The sequence below is a fragment of the Streptomyces sp. MNU89 genome, from assembly GCF_020982505.1.
GTDB lineage: Bacteria > Actinomycetota > Actinomycetes > Streptomycetales > Streptomycetaceae > Streptomyces > Streptomyces xinghaiensis.
Genome location: NZ_JAJKLL010000001.1, coordinates 503,879 through 523,142 on the forward strand (window position 1 = coordinate 503,879; position 19,264 = coordinate 523,142).

Genomic DNA, 19,264 nt, shown 5'->3' on the forward strand with positions numbered 1-19,264 from the left:
CGTACGGAAGCCCCCGCCCCGCGGCGGGTGTTCCGTCAGCGGCCCCGCCACTCGCCGGTGGCGAGCAGTGTGGTGATCGCGTCGCTGTACGGGGCGATGTCCAGGCCCTGTTCCTCCAGCCAGGCGTCGGAGTAGTACTTGTCGAGATAGCGGTCGCCCGCGTCGCAGATGAGGGTCACGACACTGCCCCGCTCCCCGGCGGCGGCCATCTCGGCCACGATCTTCAGGGCGCTCCACAGCCCGGTGCCGGTGGAGCCGCCCGCCTTGCGGCCGATGGCGCCTTCCAGGGCCCGGACGGCGGCGACGCTGGCGGCGTCCGGGACCTTCATCATCCGGTCGATCGCGCCGGGGACGAAGCTGGGTTCCATCCGGGGGCGGCCGATGCCCTCGATGCGGGAGGCGGCCTCGCAGCGGGCGTCCGCGTCGCCGGTCGTCCAGCCCCGGAAGAAGCAGGAGTTCTCCGGGTCGGGGACGCAGACGCGGGTGTCGTACTGCATGTAGTGGATGTACCGGGCGATGGTCGCGGAGGTGCCGCCGGTACCGGCGGTGGCGACGATCCAGGCGGGCTCGGGATAGCGCTCCATGCGGAGCTGGTCGTAGATCGATTCGGCGATGTTGTTGTTGCCGCGCCAGTCGGTGGCCCGCTCCGCGTAGGTGAACTGGTCCATGTAGTGGCCCCCGGACTCGGCGGCGAGCGTGGCCGAGACCTCGTACACCGTCCGCGGGTCGTCCACCAGATGGCACCGGCCGCCCTGGAACTCGATCAGCCGCATCTTCTCCCGGCTGGTGGTGCGCGGCATCACCGCGATGAAGGGCACGCCGATCAGCTGGGCGAAGTACGCCTCGGAGACGGCGGTGGAGCCGCTGGACGCCTCGATCACGGGTTTGCCCGGCCGGATCCACCCGTTGCACAGTCCGTACAGGAAGAGCGAGCGGGCCAGCCGGTGTTTGAGACTGCCGGTCGGATGGGTGGACTCGTCCTTGAGGTACAGGTCGATGCCCCAGCCGGCGGGCAGCGGGAAGCGCAGCAGATGGGTGTCGGCCGAGCGGTTGGCGTCGGCCTGGACCTTCCGCACGGCGTCGTTGAGCCAGGCCCGGTACCCGGGGTCGCTGCGGTCCGTGTCGAGGGTGACGGCCGGACAGCCGGCCCGTTCCCGCTCCGTGGTGCCCACCAGCGCCGCTCCTCGCGTTCACGTCCCGGGCCCGGACGCGCCGGCGCCGGGTCGGCTCGATCATAGGCCGGGGCTGGTGTCCGGGGCCGGTCGCGGGCACACTGACCGGCAGGGCGCAATCGAGCGGGGCGGACGGAGCGGTCCGGTCGGGACCTGAGGGGGCGGTACGGATGGCGGAACCGCAGTTCAAGGCCACACGGGTGGGGATCGGGCACCGGCTGCGCTCCCTGACCCGGGCCGGGCAGGTGCAGATCCGGGACGGCAAGCTGACGCTGATGAACAGCCAGGGCACGGAGATCGACAGCGCACCGGTGCATCTGGTGCGGGCCGACAAGCCGTGGTTCGCGAACGGCGACGAGGCGCTGGCCACGGTCAACGGCAACCGCTACCGGCTCAAACTGGGCGCGCGCGACCCGGAGCCCGGCGAGGACGGGCCGCCCTCGGCTAGGAGCTTCTTCGACGCGGTGCGCACGGCCGGAGGCGACGCCGCCCGCGAGTGACGTGCGGCGGCGCGAGTTGCGGCCGAGCGGGCCCGGGTCCAGGCTGGTGGGACGTAACCGAGGGTTAACCGGCGGTGACGCTTCTCTGCGGGCCCCGCCGGGCACATACAGCAGTCACACCCAGGCTTGGGTGCGTTCCGTTGGATGCGTTTCGGTCCCCGAACCTCTCAGGGAGTCGCAGCCGTGATCAGCAAGCCACGCGGGCACTGCACGGTGGAGCTCCAGGCCCTGCCGTCGCGTATCGGCCAGGTACGCAGAATCGTCTCGGCGCATCTTCGGTACTGGCGTCTCGACCCCTTGATCGACGCGGCGGCACTCGGAGTCACCGAGCTGCTCAGCAATGTCCACCGCCATGCCCAGCCGGACAAGAACTGCACGGTCGAGATCCTTCTGCTGCCGGAGCGGCTGACGGTCTCGGTGCAGGACAGCGATCCCCGGGTGCCCCGCGTCCACGCCGCCGGCGCCTCCGCCACCTACGGCCGGGGGCTCTCCATGATCGCTTCCGTCAGTGAGAGCTGGGGGGTGCGGGAACGGGACGGGGGCCGCGGCAAGGCCGTGTGGTTCTCCCTGCACGCCCCGGTCTCCGCCGGCCCCGGCGCACCCCCGCCCGCAGCAAGGCCGGCCCGCGCCGCGCAGCGGCCCGCCGGGGCGGGACCGGCCGCCGCTCCGCTGTCCGGCGCCGGTGCCGGTGCACCGCTCCGGCACACCCCGGTGGCCCCGCGCGAACCCGCCGCGGCCGGCGCCCGCGCCCCGGGCTGACCGGCTCCCGGCCGCCGGGCCCCGGGCCCGGCCGGTCCCCGCGCCGGGCGCCCGTCCCGTTCCTCACCCGGCGAGAGTGCCCAGCGGGTCGTCCAGGACCGGCTGCCAGGCCAGCTCGGCCGCGCCGACCAGGCTGTTGTGGTCCAGCGCGCACTCCAGCACCGGCACACTGCCGCTCCGGCCCCAGAGGCTGCGTTCGGCGACCACCGCCCGCAGCCGCTCAGGGTCGGCCTTGAGCAGATCCTGGTAGAGGCCGCCGAGCACGATCCGGTCCGGGTTGAGGATGTTGACGAGCCCGGCCAGTCCGAGTCCGAGACGGGCGACGAGCAGATGGGCGGCGCTCCGTACGGCCGGGTCGCCGTACTCCGTGCGGAGCAGGTCGCGGGAGCGCTGGAGCAGGGAGACCTCCGGGCCGGGGTCGCGCCCGGCGGCCGTGACGAAGGCCAGCGGGTCGGCCTCGACGTCGAGGCAGCCGCGGTTGCCGCAGTGGCACGGGCGGCCGTCCGGGTTGACGGTCAGATGCCCGACCTCCAGGGCGAGGCCGGAACTCCCGGTGTGCAGGCGCCCGTCGAGGACGAGCGCACCGCCGACACCGCGGTGGCCGGTGGCCACGACGAGCAGATCGCGGGCGCCGCGGCCGGCGCCGTGCCGGTGCTCGGCGAGCGCCGCGAGGTTGACGTCGTTGCCGGCGAAGACGGCCGGGCCGCCGGGAGAGCCGGGAGTGCCGGGGAGGATGCCCGCGTCCCGTACCGCCTCGCGGAAGAGCTCCCGGACCGGTGCGCCGACGGGCCAGGCGAGATGGAGCGGGTTGAGGGCGGTGCCCTCCGGCTCGGCCACCGCCGAGGGGACGGCCAGCCCGGCGCCCACGCAGCGGCGGCCGCTCTCCGCGAGCAGCCCGGCCCCCGCCTCGACGACGGCCGCGAGGACGTGCCCGGGGTCGGCCGGTACGTCCTGGCAGCCGGGCGCGGTGGCGACGATGCGGCCGCCGAGCCCGACCAGCGCGGCCCGGAAACCGTCGGCGTGCACCTGCGCCGCCAGCACCACCGGGCCCCCGGCGTCGACGGCCAGCCGGTGCGAGGGCCTGCCCTGCGCTCCGGCGGCACCGCCCGGCCGGGAGTCCACCGTGATCAGCCCCAGCGCCTCCAGCTCGGCGGCGACGGCTCCGGCGGTCGCCCGCGTCACCCCGAGCTCCGCCGTGAGGACGGCACGGGTGGGGGCCCGTCCGGTGTGTACGAGCTCCAGCGCCGGGCCGAGGGCGTTGCGGCCTCTCTCCAGCCGTGTTGTCCGAGATGGGGTCACCCCCCTATTCTCACTTTGTGCCGACCCTGAACAAAATACGGACGCTCCGTTCGGGCGGAAAGGGCGGCGACACCGCCGGCCCCGTACCGAACCGGCTGCGTACCGCGCTCACCCTCTTCTTCGCCCTGGACGGCTTCGTCTTCGCCGGCTGGGTCGTCCGCATCCCCTCGGTCAAGGAGCAGACCGGCGCCACCGCGGGCGACCTCGGCCTGGCCCTGCTCGGCGTCTCCGCGGGCGCGGTGGCCACCATGACGGTCACCGGCCGCCTGTGCGACCGCTTCGGCACCGCGCGGGTGACGGTCGCCAGTGCCGCCCTGCTCTCGCTGAGCGTCGCGCTGCCGGCCCTCACCCACTCCGTGCTCGCCCTGGGGCTGGTGCTGCTGCTGTTCGGCACCGGGTACGGGGCCGTCAACGTGGCGATGAACAGCGCGGCGGTGGACCTGGTGGCCGCGCTGCGCCGCCCGGTGATGCCGTCGTTCCACGCCGCGTTCAGCCTCGGCGGCATGGTCGGGGCGGGCCTGGGCGGCCTGGTCGCCGGGCAGCTCTCCGCCGCCCGGCATCTGGCCGCGCTCAGCCTCGTCGCCCTGCTCGTCACAGCGGCCGCGGGGCGCGTCCTTCTGGCGCACCCGATTCCCGTTCCGGAGCGCGCCGTCTCCCAGACGCCTGGCGCGCACTCCGGCGCCCGCACGGCCGCACGCGCTCCCCGGCACACCACCCGCACCCGCCGGGCGGTGCTCCTCTTCGGCTTCATCGCCTTCTGCACCGCGTACGGCGAGGGCGCGCTCGCGGACTGGGGCGCGCTCCACCTCCAGCAGGACCTGGCGGCCCACCCGGGTGTCGCCGCCGCGGGCTACGCCCTCTTCGCCCTGGCCATGACGGCGGGCCGGCTGACGGGCACCGCGCAGCTGCTGCGGCTCGGCCGGACCCGCGCCCTCGTGGCCGGCGGCGCGACAGCCGCCGCCGGGATGCTGCTCGGCGCGCTGGCGCCCACCGTCTGGCTCGCCCTGCTCGGTTTCGCGGTGACGGGGCTGGGGCTGGCCAACGTCTTCCCCGTCGCCGTCGAACGGGCCGGGGCGCTCGCGGGCCCGAGGGGCGTGGCCACCGCCTCCACGCTCGGCTACGGCGGCATGCTGCTCGGCCCGCCCGCCATCGGCTTCCTGGCCGACTGGTACTCGCTGCCCGCCGCGCTCACCACCGTCGCGGTCCTGGCCGGGCTGTCCGCGCTGGCCGCCCCGCTCCTCGGACGGACGGTGAACCCGGACGCCGGGCCCGCGAACGGCCCGGGAGCTGAGGCCCCGGCCTCCCCCGGCGGGCCGTGAACCCCGGCGCGCCGGGGCTGGCCGCCGGGGCGGAACTCACTGCAGCAGCCGGACCGCCAGCAGCAGCACTCCGCCGGCCGCCAGGCACAGCACACCCCGCCGGAGCCACCGGTACTTCACCGCCAGGATCAGCCCCAGGGTGCACGACTGCTCCACCATCCACCGCTGCGGCTCCCGGCCCGCCCGCGCCACCCGGGGCAGCAGCGCCTCCGCCGACGCACCGCCCGGGAACCGTGTCAGGTCCGCGAAGAAGGTTCCGTCGGCGGCGGCCGCCGCGGCCACCGGGCGGCCGGGCGGGCGCCTGCGCGGCACCACCACGGCCGCCAGCATGACCACCCCCGCGGTCCACAGCAGCACCCCGGCCGCGGCGGCGGCCGACGGCAGGGCCGGCAGCCCGTCCCCGTACCAGGTCAGCACCATGACGAGGACCGCCATCGCCCCGGAGAGCAGGATCGACGCCTTGGTGTCGGCCCGGCCCATTTCCTCCCGCACCGTGTTGAGCAGGCGCTCGGCGACGAGGTGCGCGCCGGGCCCGGCCGGCCGGCGCTCACCGCGGGCGTCCGGGGAACCGGTGCCCGGGAGCCCGGCCGGCGGGTCCCCGGGCGCCGGAGTGCCGGCCGGGCTCCCGCCCGCACCCGCCGGTGGCGTCGTCGTCATCCGTCACCCCCCGCCGGGCCGTGCCGGGCCGGCGCCCGGGCCGCTGCCGCCGCCCGGACCGTCCTCCCGCTCCGCCTCCCAGAAGGGCCGGGGCCGCGCCGGCTCGCGCCCGCCGGCCGCGCCGCCGCCGGCGTCCAGGACGCGGTGCGACGCGTCCCCGGCCGTCTCGACGACCCGCCGGGTGCCGGTGCGCAGGAACTCCACCACGGCCTGCGCCTGGTCACCGAGCTGCCAGGTCTCCAGGAGATTGCCGTCGATCAGCCGCCCGATCAGCTCCATCGAGTCCTGGCGCGCCTCGCGCTGCTCGTTCCGCAGCATGGCGTGGATCTTGGGCAGGTCCTGCGGGCTCCGGGCCATCATCTCGGCCATGAGGGCGGTCTCGCCGCGCTCCAGGGCACCCTGGAAGTGCGCGGTCCACTCCCGGATGCTGTTCCGCTCGCCCTCGTCCTTCAGCCGCCGCAGGTCCTGGTCGATCCGCTCCAGCACCGTCAGATGCCGGGCCTCGACCACCCGTTCGGTGTGCCGGACCGTCAGCTCGTCCGGGCTGATGTCCGCGAACACCTCGAGCTCCAGGCCGAACGCGCTGCCCGGGTCGCTGCCGCCGAGCGCTTCGCCGACCGCCTCGTTCGCGGCCTTCACCTCGTGGACGGCGTACCGCCGGGTGACCTCGCGGAGCCGCGACTCCAGTTCGGGGATCATCAGCTGGGCCACGTCCGACACCTGGCTGGCCGCCACCGTGTACGGGTCGCGCACGCGCCAGCGGACCTTGACCCGGGCCGGGAAGAACAGGGCGCTGTCGGCGGTCGGCAGCTTCACCTCGAACTGCGCGACGTGCCAGCCGAGCTGGACGTCCACCACCGTGTAGGGCCGGGAGAAGAAGTGGAGCCAGTGCCCGCGGTCGCCCTCGGGGTTCACCACCCGCGTGGAGCGCATGCGGTAGTAGAGCACGGAGGCGACCTGGGCGCTCGGGTGCCGGTAGGGCCACTTCGGGGTGTACTCGCGGACGAACGGGCCGGCGAGGTCCTGCGACGGGCCGGCCCCGGCGGGCCGGGGTCTGTGGGCGGATACCGGCCCGCCGGGGGCCTGCGCGGGCAGCCCGGGCATTCCTGTGCGGGACTGGTGCGGTTGGACGGTCATGGTGCGGTGTTCCCTTCCCCTGGTGCCATTGCTTCCCGGACCCGCGCGGTCACCGCCGGGTCGACGGACTCGTCGGGGTCCCGCTCCAGCCGGGCCGCCAGATGGCGCAGGCGTTCCCGGCCGGGCTCGTCGGCGGCCACCAGCGGCAGGAACCGGCAGAGTTCCTCCAGCAGCGCCGTGTCCCGCTCCCCACGGCGGATCCAGTCCGTGAGCGCGGTGAGCACGGCGTCGCGGGACCGGCCGTTGTCCAGCGCGAACCGCACCAGATCGGCCAGCCGGTGGCGCTCGCCCTGTTCGACCGCCAGCAGGGCGGCCACCAGCGGCCGGCTCAGATACGGCTCCAGCTCCGCCCGGTCCTCCAGCCCCCACAGCGCCCAGGCCCGCATCGACACGGCACCCACCACGCAGAGCAGGCCGAGGTCCCGGCGGCTCGCCCGTCCGTCGCCGAGCCAGCGCCCGATGCGGGTGACGACGGTGCCGGGCGCGGGGCTGGCGAGCAGCCGGACGACGCTGTAGGCGGTGTCCTCCAGCAGGCCCCAGTCCGTCTCCGGCTCCGCCGCGCCGCCGTCCCGGTCCGAGGCGGCACCGGCCAGCCGGCCCAGCTCGTCGAGGCCGGCGGTGAGCGACTCCTCCACGGAGCCGTAGCCGTGCACCAGCGCGGCGGTACGGCGCAGCAGCGGGTCCGTGCCCCGGGCCCAGCCGCGGACCAGGGCGCGGGCCGCCCCCCGGACCGCCTCGTGGCGGGCGCCCTCGGCGGTCGCCGTGGCGGCGGCCATCCGCTGGGACGCGGAGTCGGCGGCGGCCATCGGCAGCACCAGTTCGGCCAGCGCGTACGGGTAGTCGCGCCAGGACAGCGCGCCGGTGGCCACCGCGGCCGGCACCCAGACGGCGGGCCGGGAGTCGTCGCACAGGGTGCGCAGCCAGCGGGAGAGCGGGCCGCGCGCGTTGTGGTGCTGGTCCCAGATGTGGCCGAGGACGGCCGAGGACAGCGCGCGGCCCTGGAAACGGACCGTGCGCACCGGCACCTCGACGTCCCCGACCGGTGCCGCGCCGTCCTCCAGCACCGCGCGGGCGGCGGTCAGCCGGGCCTGGAGGTTGTCGGTGAACAGGGGCCGGCCGGGCACCTCCTCGGGCGCCCAGGTCGCGGCGAACTCCCAGGCCAGTTGTTCGGCCGCCTCGGCCGCGACGCTGTACGGGGCGCCGTTGTACACGGCGAGCGCGCCCCGGAAGGCGGCGGGACGGAGGGTCGTCAGCGCGGTGCCCAGGCTGCCGCCGCGGCCGGCGCCGGCGAACCAGGCCCGGGCCTGGCGGGCGGCGAACCCGGCGCACTCGGCGCGCAGCCCGTCGTCCGTCAGTTCGTCCTTGGCGTGGCGCGCCAGCAGGCCGGCGAGGGTGACGGCCTCGTGGGGGCGCAGCTGTTCCAGCCCGAGGGCCCCGGTCACGTCCTCGCCGCAGGAGGCGGCGACCGCGCGTTGGACGGCTTCGGTGCCGCCGGCGCCGAGGAGGGGGCGCAGATGGCGGCGGAGCACGCTCTCCGCGTCCGGCGGCCGGAAGAGGGTGCCGTAGCGGCCGCGCAGCAGTTCGTCGGCGAAGTCGCCCGCGTCCACGACGAGGACGGCGTAGGCGTCGCGTGCGGTGAGCAGGTCGCGCAGCCGGTCGAGGTGGATCTCGGCCGGGCGGGCCCCCGCGGCGCTCCGTGCCGGGTGGTCCTCGCCGGTGGTTCCGGCCGGGGTGTCGCCGGCTCCGGCCCGGGCGGGGAAGCCGTCCACGGCGATCTCGGTGAGGTAGCCGTGGCCGTCCTGGATGTCCGTGTCGGCGATCCGGTCCAGCTCGGTGCGCGGGTCCATGCGTTCGACGGTGCCGCGGGTGAGCTCGTCGAGGAGGGAGAGCGCCGCGTAGCCGCGGCCGGTGCCGGGGTCGCCGCAGAGCGCGATGATCCGCCGTTCCGTGAGCAGGGCGCGGAGTTCCCGGTAGCCCGGGGGTTCGGCGAAGACGAGGCGCAGGGCGCGCAGTTCGTCCCGCGGTACGGCGCCGGAGACCAGGGAGGGGCGGCCGCCGAACTGGTAGACGTCGCCGACGTGGACGGCACCCGCCGCGCTGTCCACGACCGTGTTCGCGCCGTGGACGGTGAAGTTGGCGCGGGCCTCGCGCACCGCCTGCACGGCGTCCGCTCCGCCGCCGGCCGGGCCGCGCGGCCCCTGGAGGGCGCGCGGCCGCTCCGGGGAGGCGCCGGCCTTGTCCTCGCCCCGCTCGTCCCGGCCGGGGCCGCCGCGGCGTCCCTGCCTCCGGCGGCGGGTGCCGCGCCCGCTTCCTCCTCGCTCACCGGGCCCCGCCCCGCCCGTGCGCCGCTTCCGCCCCTGCTCGACCGCGGTGGAGCCGGCCTCGAAGGTGTTGCCGTCGAGGACGGTGTTGTCCCCGTCGATCTGCTCGAAGACGTACTTGGGCGCCTCCCGGCGCGGTTCCGGCGGTACCGGTTGCCGATCCTTCTCCTGACCGGTCTCACCGGTACCGCCGGGCGCGCCCGTCCGGGACCCCTCCCCCGAAGGGTTCCCGGTGGCCAGGGCCGGTCCCGCCGCGGGCAGCGGGGGGACCGGCAGTCCGGGGACGTGGAACCAGGCGGTCAGCCCGGCCTGCTTGACCTCCACCGGCGCGGGCCGGTAGTGCTCGGGCTCGACGAACCGGCCGCCCTCGGCGACGACCGACTGGTACAGCCAGTCGGAGACGACGAACACGAGGTCGGAGCGGGGCGCCGCCGCCAGGACCCGGCGCGCGGCGGCGCTGTCGCACAGCCCGCACGCCTGGTCGACGGCCGTGCCGACCAGTCCGCGGCCGTCGTCGGCCACCGGCCCCGCGTGCATGCCGATCCGGAGCCGCAGCCGGGCGTCCGGGCGGCCGCCCCGGTTGTGCTCGCGCAGCCCCTGGTAGATCTCCTCCAGCCACAGGCCGACCATGGCCTCCGGCGGCGTCGCCGGGTCGGTCGCCAGCAGCACCCCGTCGCCGCGGTCCTCCAGGTGCACCCGGTCCGCGGGCAGGTCCACCGCGCACAGCGCGTCCTCGACCAGCCGGTACACCATGTCGCGCAGATGGAGCTTGCCCCGCAGGTCCCGCTGGGAGGAGCCCTCGGCGTCCACACTGACGATCAGCCGGTTGACGGCTTGTCTGGTCCCCACTGGTACTCCTCGGCTGCGTGGCGTGCTCGACGGGACCAGACTGGCCCGGGCACGGCTCCCCGTCCGTAGCCGTTTACACAGTTGGACGCATCTCGCCGCTGCCGCCCCGCGTGCCGCTCGCGCCGGGCCCGGCGGCCCGGCGGCCGGATCCGGCTATCCGGACTGTCCGGACTGCCCGGTGGACTCGCCGCGGGCGAGGAGCCGCAGCAGCGCGGGGTTCTCCACCACCAGACGGCGGTGCGCCGTGCTCACCACGCCCTGCTCGCGCAGCAGCCGCAGGGCCTTGGCGACGGCCTCCCGGGTGGTGCCGATCGCGGCGGCGAGATCGTGCTGGGGCATGGGCAGGGCGATGACCACCCCGCCGCCCTCGGCCGAGGCGCCCGCCCGGTCGGACAGTTCGACGATCCTCGCGGCCAGCCGCCGCAGAACGTTCTCGGAGGCCAGGGCCCGGCGTTCGCCGTCGGAGCTGCGCAGCCGGGAGCTGAGCTGCCGCATGATCGGGCCGTTGGCGGCGGGGTGCGTGGCCAGGAAGCCGCGGAACCGGTCGCCGGGGATGACGAGGGTGTCGAGCGGGCCGAGAGCGGTGATGGTGGCGCTGCGCGGGCCGCGGTCGACGGCCGCGAGGTCACCGACCACCGATCCGGCCCCCCGGACGGCGAGGATCAGCCGGCCACCCCGCTCGGTGTCGACGGAGACGGTGGCCCAGCCCCTGAGGATGGCGACGACGAAGGACGTGCGGTCGCGCTCGCGCATCAGCACGTCCCCCGGGGCGTAACGGCGTGGGGTGCCGAGCCTGATCAGCGCAGTCCGGTCCTGCGCGGGAAGGGCGTCCAGAAAGGAGCGCCCCTGTTCGAAAAGGCCCACCGGGCCACCCCCATCCGGTGCTGCGCGCGCGGGGCGCGCGGGTCCTCCCGCGGCCGCCGGGCCGTGTGCGCCGGAACGCTACCGAGTGCCCGACAGGTAGTCAAAAGCCCTTGACAGCACGGTTGTCCAAGTTGTGGATCTTCTTCTTTCGCGGGTCGGCCCGCCCTGTCGCCGGGCCGGCACTCCGGCCGGAGACGCACGCGCGGGCGTCCGGCCCGGTCACGTCTCCGGGCCCCGGGGCGGCCCGGGCCCCCCGTCCGGTGCCGGCGGGCGGCCGCCGTCCGGCCGGCCGGGTTCCAGGGGCGGGCTGGTGAGCCCGCAGTGCGCGGTGCACTGGGGCCGTTCCGGCTCCTCGCCGTCCCCGGCCAGCCGCCCCGTCGGCATGGTGAGCCGGGAGATCAGCGCGCCCAGCACCATCAGCCCGGCACAGAGCGGCAGGGCGGCGGCGAAGGCCCGGTCCATGGCCTCCGGGACGCGGTACTCGTCGCTGGAGAGGCCGACCGCCAGGGGCAGCGCGGCCACGGCGAGGAGCTGGGCGATCCGGGCCGCGGCGTTGTTCACCCCGCTGGCGGTCCCGGCCCGTCCGGTGTCGGCGGCGGCCAGCACGGTCGCCGTCAGCGGCGCCACGAAGAGGCTCATCCCCAGGCCCTGCAGAACGGTCGCCGGGAACACGTCCGGCCAGTACGAACTGCCCGGCCGGGCCCGGCCCAGCAGCAGCACGCCCACCGCGGCGACCAGCGGCCCCGCCGTCAGCGGCAGCCGGGGGCCGGTCCGCTGCGCCAGCTCTCCCGCCGGTCCGGACAGCGCGATCATCAGCAGGGTGACCGGCAGCGACGCGATCCCGGCCTCCATCGCGTCGTAGCCGACCGCGTTCTGCAGCTGGGTCGGCAGCAGGAAGAACACCCCGCCGATCGCCGCGTACAGACACAGCGTCACGACGTTGACCCAGGTGAAGAGCCGGGACCGGAAGAGCGACAGGGGAAGCATCGGACGCGGTGTCCGGCGTTCGTGCCGGACGAAGAGCACACCGCACAGCACGCCACCGGCGGCGGTCGCGGCGGCGATGACTCCCTCCGGGCCGCCGGAGGCCTCGATGAGCGCGTGGGTGATGCCGGCGAGCGACAGGGCCGCCAGGACGCCCCCCGTGATGTCGAACCGCCCGGACGCCAGCGGGTCGCGGCTCTCCGGCACCCGGCGGGTGAGGAGGAGGACGACGGCGGCGAGCGGCACGTTGATGTAGAAGATCCAGCGCCAGCCGGGACCGTCCACCAGCCAGCCGCCGAGGAACGGGCCGACCGCGATGGCCACCCCGCCGAGCCCGGACCACAGCCCGACCGCCCGCGCCCGGTCCTCCGGGCGGAAGGACGCCTGGATCAGCGCCAGCGAGCCCGGGGTCAGCAGGGCTCCCCCGACGCCCTGCAGAGCCCGCGCGGCGATCAGCACGGTGTCCGTCCAGGCCAGTCCGCAGAGCACGGAGGCGACCGCGAACCAGACCACGCCCAGTGCGAACACCCGCCGCCGGCCGTACCGGTCGCCGAGCGCTCCCCCGAGCAGCATCAGACCGGCGAGCGTCAGCATGTAGGCGTTGACCGTCCACTGCAGCACGGACAGCGGCACCCCGAACTCGGCGCCGATCCTCGGCAGCGCCACCGTGACGACGGTGCCGTCCAGCATCGCCATGCCGGAGCCCAGCACGGCGGCGGCCAGCACCAGCCGCCCGGCCGGAGAGCCCGGGCGCAGATCTCCGGGCTGGGTCATGCGGCACTCCCCGGGGCAGGCGGTACGGATGCCGTGGCCGGCCGCTCCCGGCGGCCGGTGCGCGACGGCGCGCCGCCCCCGCCCGGTATTTCCGGACACCCGGGGGGCGGGCCCTTGCAGGCGGCAGCCCCACCGTATCCGCGCGGGCGCGGCCGGTCCGTGACGGCACGGCGGTGGCTGCGGCGGTACGGCCGCGGGAGCAGCGCCGGGCCGCGGCCGGGACGGTCCGGCCGCGGCCCGGGAGCAAGCGCAGCCCCGGGCCGGCCGGGCCGGGCGGCACCGTCCGCGCTACGGCATCCCGGTCCCGTACTCCGGCCGGGTCCACTCGCCGACCACCGCCGAGGCCACCAGGACCACGGCCACGATGGCGGCGAACACCCACAGCGGCCGCAGCCGGTGTATCCGCACCCGCAGGCCCCCGGCGGCGTACCGCTGCCGCGCCGGTGGCCTGCGCCGCCCGGCGGCCCGCCCGGCACGCCTCTTCCAGTACACGAGCCGGTAATAGAGCTTCAGCAAGACTTCCCCCGTTCCCGTCCCCGGCCCCCGCCGACGCTTCCGGCGCGGCGCGCCCGTCAGCCAGGAGCCCCGCCGCCTCCGCGCGCACCACGTTTCTATCGTGCCCGTCGGACATCCGCGATCCCGGACGGCGCGGGCCCCGGGCCCCGGTGCCGACGTGGCCGGCACGCCCGCCCCGCACCTCCGCGGACCACCGCGCACGGCCGGCGGGGTACCGGCATACCGGCCGCCACCTCCGGCCACCGGCGTTGTCGGCCCCGGCTGTTACGTTCCGCGGCATGATCCGACGCGTGCCGTTCACCGGCGACGAGAAGCAGAGTCTGCACACCGGTCTCGACCGGCACCGCGATGTGGTGCTGTGGAAACTCGAAGGGCTGGACGACGAGCAGGTGCGCCGCCCCATGACGCCTTCCGGCACCAGCCTGCTGGGCCTGGTGAAGCATCTGGCCTGCGTCGAGTACGGCTGGTTCTGCGACACGTTCGGGCGGGAGGCGGAACCGCTCTGGTTCGATCCCTTCGAGAACGAGGACATGACCATCGCGGCGGACGAGACCACCGCCGCCATCGTGGACTTCTACGGCCGCGCCCGGGCCGCCGCCGACCGCACCGTCCGCGAACTCCCGCTCGACGCCCTGGGCACCTCCTGGAACGGCAACGAGGTGTCCCTGCGCTGGGTCCTGATCCACATGCTGGAGGACACCGTGCGGCACGCCGGACACATGGACATCCTCCGTGAACTGATCGACGGCGCCACGGGTGACTTCCCGGGTCCCCCGTGAGGAGCTGCTGCGGATCGCGCCGGAGCACCCGGTCTTGCCCCTCACCGACCGGGCCCGAGCGGAGGGACCGGACGCCTCCGGTGCCGTCGCGCCGGACGGCGGGCCGGGCGCGCCGGCGCGAGGACCACGGGCCCCCGCCCGGCACCGTCGTACCCGCGCCCGCACCCCGCGCCCGGCCTGCGGCTCAGCCCTTGTCCAGGGCCGCCAGCGTGCGCCGCGCGACCCCGTTGCTCCGGACGATCTCGCCGAGCGAGGTCGAGCCGCGGGTCACCTTGGCGAAGGCGTTCCACGCGGGCCGGAATCCGGTGAGTGCCGCGTGCAGCAGCCCCGGGCGGCGGGCGAAGACGGCGTGCATCCGCGCGCCGACGCCCATCTCCACGCCCAGTCCGGCCTTGATGGCGAAGGCGTAGTTGAGCGCCTGGCGGCGGGCGTCCACCGCGTCGTGCGCCTCGGCGATCCGGACCGCCCACTCCCCCGCGAGCCGGCCGGAGCGGAGTGCGAAGGAGATGCCCTCGCGGGTCCACGGCTCCAGCAGCCCGGCGGCGTCGCCGCAGACCAGGACGCGGCCCCGGGAGAGCGGGGAGTCGTCGGCCCGGCAGCGGGTCAGATGGCCGGAGGAGATGCTGGGTTCGAAACCGGCCAGGCCCAGGCGGCCGACGAAGTCCTCCAGATAGCGCTTGGTTCCGGCTCCCTCGCCGCGCGCCGAGATGACCCCGACCGTCAGGGTGTCCCCCTTGGGGAAGACCCAGCCGTAACTGCCGGGCATCGGCCCCCAGTCGATGAGGACCCGGCCCGCCCAGTCCTCGGCCACGGTCTCCGGAACCGGGATCTCCGCCTCCAGTCCGAGATCGACCTGGTCCATCTTCACCCCGACGTGGGCGCCTATCCGGCTGGCGCTGCCGTCCGCCCCGACGACCGCGCGGGCGAGCACGGTCTCGCCGCCGCTCAGCACCACGGCCACCGTGCGCCGGTCCGGCACCGCCGTGCCGTGCTGCTCCACCCGGGAGACCTGAACACCCGTCCGGACCCGTGCGCCGGCCGCCTCGGCCGCGTCCACCAGCGCCTGGTCGAACTCGGGCCGGTTGATCAGGCCGAACAGCATGGTCTTGGAGCGGCGGGTCCGGGTCAGCCTGCCGTTGAGGGAGAACGTCACCGCGTGCACCCGGTCCCGCAGGGGCAGTTCGAAGCCGGGCGGCAGGGCGTCGCGCGAGGGGCCGATGATGCCGCCGCCGCACGTCTTGTAGCGGGGCAGTTCCGCCTTCTCCAGCAGCAGCGTCCGGCGTCCCGCGACGGCCGCCGCGTAGGCCGCCGAGGCTCCCGCGGGCCCGGCGCCGACCACCACGACGTCCCAGACCTCTGTTCCGCCGCCCCGCTCCGGGGCCGCGCCGTCCGGAGCCGTGCCCTCCGCGGGCGTGCCTCCCGAGGCCGGACCGCCGGGGCCCGTGCCCTCCGGGGATGTGCTGCCGCCCGCGCTGTTGTCGCTGCTCACCTGTGCCTTCGCTCCCGCTCGAACTGTCGTCCCGGCTCTCCGGTCCGCATCCTACGGCGCATGGCCGGTGGCGGCCTCTGTGGGAGGATCGGCAGCGCCTGACGCCCACCGCGCGACCGCGCCCGCGGCGGACGGCCCGTCCAGCCCACCGCACCCACGAGGAGCGCCCCCATGCCATCGCGGTCTCCGCAGCCGTCCCCCCTCGCCGACGCCGTCACGGGCCTGATGCCCAGGGCCCGGACCGAGCTGGCCGAGCTGGTCGCCTTCCGGTCGGTCGCGGACGCCACGCAGTTCCCGAAGAGCGAGTGCGAGGCCGCGGCGGCCTGGATCGCGGCCGCCCTGCGCACCGAGGGCTTCCAGGACGTCGCCGTCCTGGACACCCCCGACGGCACCCAGTCCGTGTACGGCCTGCTGCCCGGCCCGGAGGGCGCGCCGACCGTCCTCCTCTACGCGCACTACGACGTGCAGCCGCCGCTGGACGAATCCGCCTGGCTGTCACCGCCGTTCGAGCTGACCGAGCGCGACGGCCGCTGGTACGGGCGCGGCGCCGCCGACTGCAAGGGCGGCCTCGTCATGCACCTCACCGCCCTGCGCGCCCTCAAGGAGAACGGCGGTGTCCCCGTCACCGTCAAGATCATCGCCGAGGGCTCCGAGGAGCAGGGCACCGGCGGACTGGAGCGCTACGCCGAGGCCCACCCGGAGCTGCTCGCCGCCGACACCGTCGTCATCGGCGACACCGGCAACTTCCGCGCCGGCCTGCCCACGGTCACCGCCATGCTGCGCGGCATGACGCTGGTGACCGTCCAGGTCGACACCCTGCGGGGCAACCTCCACTCGGGCCAGTTCGGCGGAGCCGCGCCGGACGCGCTGGCCGCGCTGATCCGGGTGCTGGACTCGCTCCGTGCCGAGGACGGCTCCACCACCGTGGACGGACTCGGCGCCGACGGCAGCTGGGACGGGCTGGAGTACCCGGAGGACGCTTTCCGCGCCGACGCCCGCGTCCTGGACGGCGTGGAGCTGACGGGCTCCGGCTCGGTCGCCGACCGCATCTGGGCCCGCCCGGCGGTCACCGTGCTCGGCATCGACTGCCCGCCGGTCATCGGCGCCACCCCGTCCGTCCAGGCGAGCGCCCGCGCCATGGTCAGCCTGCGGGTGCCGCCGGGCACCGACGCCACCGAGGCCACCAAGCTGCTCACCGCCCATCTGGAGGCGCACACCCCGTGGGGCGCGCGGGTGACGGTGCAGCAGTGCGGCCAGGGCCAGCCCTTCCGCGCGGACACCGGCAGCCCCGCCTACGCGGCGATGGCCGAGGCGATGAGCGCCGCCTATCCGGGCGAGGAGATGCAGATCGCCGGGCAGGGCGGCTCCATCCCGCTCTGCAACACCCTCGCCTCGCTGTACCCGGAGGCGGAGATCCTGCTGATCGGCCTGAGCGAGCCGGAGGCGCAGATCCACGCGGTGAACGAGAGCGTCTCGCCGGAGGAGCTGCGGCGGCTCTCCCTCACCGAGGCGCTGTTCCTGAGCAACTACGCGGCGACGCGGAGGGCCTGAGCCCCCGGCCGTCCTCCGCCGGGCGCGCGCACGACCGGCGGAGGGCGGACGGGCGGCGTCCCCGCGGGACCCCTCAGGGGCGGTTCCCCAGCCGGTCCACCTCGTCCACGGCCTCCTTCAGCCCGGCGCCCGTGTACCGGCGGTAGGCCTTTATCGCCTCGACCCGCTTCCCGTCCCGCGCCAGCGCGCGGACCCGGTCCAGCCCGGGATCCGCCTCCTCGATGCCCAGCCGCTCCATCACCAGGTCGACCTTGCGTTCGATCCGGGCCAGCCTGCGGCCGGTCAGCTCGATCCTGCGCTCGATGCCCCAGCCCACCAGCATGAGCAGCGGGACGAGGAGATACACCGCGATGTCCATGAGCGGACCACAGCCCGGCCCGGGCGGAGGGGCCGGTTCTGTTCCGGACACGCAACATGCCCGCGCGGCAAGGGAATTGCGCTTTCGGCGGATCCCGTTCGCCCGCCGCGCAGCTCCGCGCCGACGGCCGCCGCGCTCCGTACGGTGGCCCGCATGGACGTCGTCGAAGTACTTCCCGAGCTGCACATGTTCCGCTTCCGGATCGGCCAGGCGTACCTCTGGCGGGACGGCGACGAGCTGACGCTGATCGACGCGGGCGGCGCGCACGACGGTCCCGCGATCATCGCGGCCGTCCGTGACCTCGGATTCCGCCCGGAGCAGGTGCGGCGGATCGTGCTGACCCACGGGCACCCCGACCACACCGGCGCGGCCGCGGAACTGGCCGCCCGCTGCGGGGCCGGGCTCTCCGCGCACCGGCTGGACGCGCCCGTCGTCCGGGGCGAGGCCGAGGCCGCGCCGCCCGTTCTGCTCGACTGGGAGCGCCCGCTGTTCGAGCACGCGCTGACGGTGCCGCCGGCGCCGCCCGCCCCCGTGGACCGGGAGCTCGCGGACGGCGACGTCCTCCCGTTCGGCGGCGGCGCCCGCGTGGTGGCGGCGCCGGGGCACACCGACGGCAGCATCGGCATCCATCTGCCGGGGCACGGTGTGCTGTTCACCGGCGACGCCGTCGCCGGCCACGAGGGGCGGGCGATCCTCGGGGTCTTCAACACGGACCGGGCCCGCGCCCTGGAGTCCTTCCACCGGCTGGCCGCGCTGGACTGCGAAACCGCGTGCTTCGGGCACGGCGACCCGCTGACCGCCGGCGCCGGGCGCCTGCTGCGGGCGTCAGCCGACCGGCACGCCGTCCTCGAGGTTGAGCACGGTGGCACGCTCCCGGGCGCGTAGGGCCCAGCGCAGCCGCCGGAAGCGCTCCGGCGGCAACAGCGCCCCGGCTTCCTCCTCGGTGACGAAGCGCCAGGCGCGCAACTCGGCCGCCGGGAGCACCAGCCGGCGGGCGTCGTCCTCGGCGACCCGCCCGCCGTCGAAGATCATGCGCAGACCGCCGTACGAGGGCGGCGCGGGCGGCTCCCAGTCCACGACGAGGAGCCGGGGCGTCCGGTCGAGTTCGATGCCGATCTCCTCGGCGACCTCCCGCACGCCGGCCCGCGCCGGTGCCTCGCCCGCCTCCACGACGCCGCCGGGGAACTCCCAGCCGGGCTTGTAGGTGGGGTCGACCAGCAGCACGCGGTCCCGGTCGTCGAAGAGCAGCACCCCGGCCGCCAGGGTCTCGGCGGCGGGCCGCGGTGTCTGGACGATCTCGCAGGCGCCGGCGCCGGCCCGCAGGGCCTCGGCGACGCGCTCGGCGGTGTCGCGCGGGGTCAGCCCGGTGGCGTCGACGAGATGGGCGTCCTCGGTGAGCCAGGGCAGTGCCGCACGGTACGGCGGGATCTGCGCCAGGCAGCGGGCTCGGACGGAGGCGGAGGCACCGGGGTCGCCGGGGACGTCCTCGCGGGAGGCTATCCGTCGGCGAAGGATCGTTTCCTCTGTGTGCAGCAGAACATGCCGGACCGGAATCCGGCGGGAGGCGAAGCCACCGAAGATCTCGTCCCGGTGCTCCTGCCGCAGGAGCGTCATCGGAACGATCAGCACACCGGGCGCCTCGGCGAGGACGGCGGCGCCGGTCTCCACGGTGAGCCGGCGCCAGGCCGGCAGGTCGCGGATGTCCGCGACCTCGTCCAGGCGCTTGCGGGGCAGGATCGTCCGCAGGCCGTCGCCGACCGGCTCCGGGTCGTAGAGCAGGCTGCCGGGGATCAGGTCCATCAGCTCGCGCGCCGCGGTGCTCTTGCCCGTGCCGAACGCGCCGTTCAGCCAGACGATCACGCTTTCCCCCTCGGATGTGGCCCACGGTGGGACTGCCCGCACCACCCTGCCATGGAAACACTTGTTCGTGTCGGCG

The 19,264-nt window shown here is 75.7% G+C and carries 17 protein-coding genes; 6 read left to right on the forward strand and 11 right to left on the reverse strand.

Going from position 1 to position 19,264, the window contains the following annotated elements; all coding sequences use genetic code 11:
- Positions 1–35 precede the first annotated feature (35 nt).
- A complete protein-coding gene (locus tag E4N63_RS02295) occupies positions 36–1,172 on the reverse strand; it encodes a PLP-dependent cysteine synthase family protein (protein WP_308188630.1) in 1,137 nt (378 codons plus the stop codon).
- A gap of 170 nt (positions 1,173–1,342) precedes the next feature.
- Between E4N63_RS02295 and E4N63_RS02300 the strand changes: the two genes are divergently transcribed.
- The gene (locus E4N63_RS02300; protein ID WP_125623480.1) at positions 1,343–1,672 is read left to right on the forward strand and encodes a hypothetical protein; all 330 of its coding nucleotides are present in this window, start codon (positions 1,343–1,345) and stop codon (positions 1,670–1,672) included.
- 183 nt (positions 1,673–1,855) lie between these two features.
- Complete coding sequence (locus E4N63_RS02305; RefSeq protein ID WP_230239762.1) at positions 1,856–2,431, forward strand: ATP-binding protein; 576 nt, start codon at positions 1,856–1,858, stop codon at positions 2,429–2,431.
- 63 nt (positions 2,432–2,494) lie between these two features.
- On the opposite strand, the gene E4N63_RS02310 is transcribed toward E4N63_RS02305, so the two are convergent.
- Positions 2,495–3,730, reverse strand: coding sequence for an ROK family protein (locus E4N63_RS02310; RefSeq protein WP_125623478.1), 1,236 nt, complete (start codon positions 3,728–3,730; stop codon positions 2,495–2,497).
- Positions 3,731–3,747: 17 nt separating this feature from the next.
- On the opposite strand from E4N63_RS02310, the gene E4N63_RS02315 reads away from it, so the two are divergent.
- Positions 3,748–5,049: an MFS transporter gene (locus E4N63_RS02315; RefSeq protein WP_125623477.1), complete on the forward strand. Its 1,302-nt coding sequence runs from the start codon at positions 3,748–3,750 to the stop codon at positions 5,047–5,049.
- A gap of 36 nt (positions 5,050–5,085) precedes the next feature.
- On the opposite strand, the gene E4N63_RS02320 is transcribed toward E4N63_RS02315, so the two are convergent.
- The 6 genes from E4N63_RS02320 to E4N63_RS02345 all read right to left on the reverse strand — a co-directional run bounded on the left by E4N63_RS02320 (position 5,086) and on the right by E4N63_RS02345 (position 13,151).
- Positions 5,086–5,706, reverse strand: a complete 621-nt coding sequence (locus E4N63_RS02320) for a Pycsar system effector family protein (protein ID WP_228430360.1) — start codon at positions 5,704–5,706, stop codon at positions 5,086–5,088.
- Positions 5,707–5,709: 3 nt separating this feature from the next.
- Positions 5,710–6,843: a hypothetical protein gene (locus E4N63_RS02325; protein ID WP_125623476.1), complete on the reverse strand. Its 1,134-nt coding sequence runs from the start codon at positions 6,841–6,843 to the stop codon at positions 5,710–5,712.
- Complete coding sequence (locus E4N63_RS02330; RefSeq protein ID WP_230239763.1) at positions 6,840–10,013, reverse strand: hypothetical protein; 3,174 nt, start codon at positions 10,011–10,013, stop codon at positions 6,840–6,842. Before E4N63_RS02330 ends, E4N63_RS02325 begins: the two co-directional genes overlap by 4 nt.
- A 153-nt stretch (positions 10,014–10,166) precedes the next feature.
- On the reverse strand, positions 10,167–10,877 hold the full coding sequence (locus tag E4N63_RS02335) for a Crp/Fnr family transcriptional regulator (RefSeq protein ID WP_125623473.1): 711 nt from the start codon (positions 10,875–10,877) through the stop codon (positions 10,167–10,169).
- 219 nt (positions 10,878–11,096) lie between these two features.
- A complete protein-coding gene (locus tag E4N63_RS02340; protein WP_125623472.1) occupies positions 11,097–12,635 on the reverse strand; it encodes an MFS transporter in 1,539 nt (512 codons plus the stop codon).
- A 288-nt stretch (positions 12,636–12,923) separates the two neighbouring features.
- Positions 12,924–13,151 (reverse strand): hypothetical protein, encoded by a 228-nt coding sequence (locus tag E4N63_RS02345; protein WP_227956934.1) that lies wholly within the window; start codon positions 13,149–13,151, stop codon positions 12,924–12,926.
- Between the two features lie 278 nt (positions 13,152–13,429).
- Between E4N63_RS02345 and E4N63_RS02350 the strand changes: the two genes are divergently transcribed.
- Positions 13,430–13,930, forward strand: coding sequence for a DinB family protein (locus E4N63_RS02350; RefSeq protein ID WP_125623471.1), 501 nt, complete (start codon positions 13,430–13,432; stop codon positions 13,928–13,930).
- A gap of 184 nt (positions 13,931–14,114) precedes the next feature.
- Here E4N63_RS02350 and E4N63_RS02355 read toward each other — a convergent pair whose 3' ends face one another.
- On the reverse strand, positions 14,115–15,272 hold the full coding sequence (locus E4N63_RS02355; RefSeq protein WP_050364566.1) for a geranylgeranyl reductase family protein: 1,158 nt from the start codon (positions 15,270–15,272) through the stop codon (positions 14,115–14,117).
- A gap of 318 nt (positions 15,273–15,590) precedes the next feature.
- Here E4N63_RS02355 and E4N63_RS02360 point away from each other — a divergent pair, with 318 nt between their 5' ends.
- Complete coding sequence (locus tag E4N63_RS02360) at positions 15,591–16,970, forward strand: dipeptidase (RefSeq protein ID WP_230239764.1); 1,380 nt, start codon at positions 15,591–15,593, stop codon at positions 16,968–16,970.
- 73 nt (positions 16,971–17,043) lie between these two features.
- Here the strand turns inward: E4N63_RS02360 and E4N63_RS02365 are convergent, their stop codons facing one another.
- Positions 17,044–17,328 carry a hypothetical protein gene (locus E4N63_RS02365; RefSeq protein WP_230239765.1) on the reverse strand — a complete coding sequence of 95 codons (285 nt, stop codon included), beginning with the start codon at positions 17,326–17,328 and terminating at the stop codon, positions 17,044–17,046.
- A gap of 153 nt (positions 17,329–17,481) precedes the next feature.
- Here E4N63_RS02365 and E4N63_RS02370 point away from each other — a divergent pair, with 153 nt between their 5' ends.
- Entirely contained in the window at positions 17,482–18,213 is a 732-nt protein-coding gene (locus E4N63_RS02370; RefSeq protein WP_230239766.1) for an MBL fold metallo-hydrolase, read from the forward strand.
- Here E4N63_RS02370 and E4N63_RS02375 read toward each other — a convergent pair.
- Positions 18,154–19,188, reverse strand: coding sequence for an NUDIX hydrolase (locus tag E4N63_RS02375; RefSeq protein WP_125623466.1), 1,035 nt, complete (start codon positions 19,186–19,188; stop codon positions 18,154–18,156). The genes E4N63_RS02370 and E4N63_RS02375 overlap by 60 nt on opposite strands.
- Between the last annotated feature and the right edge of the window lie 76 nt (positions 19,189–19,264).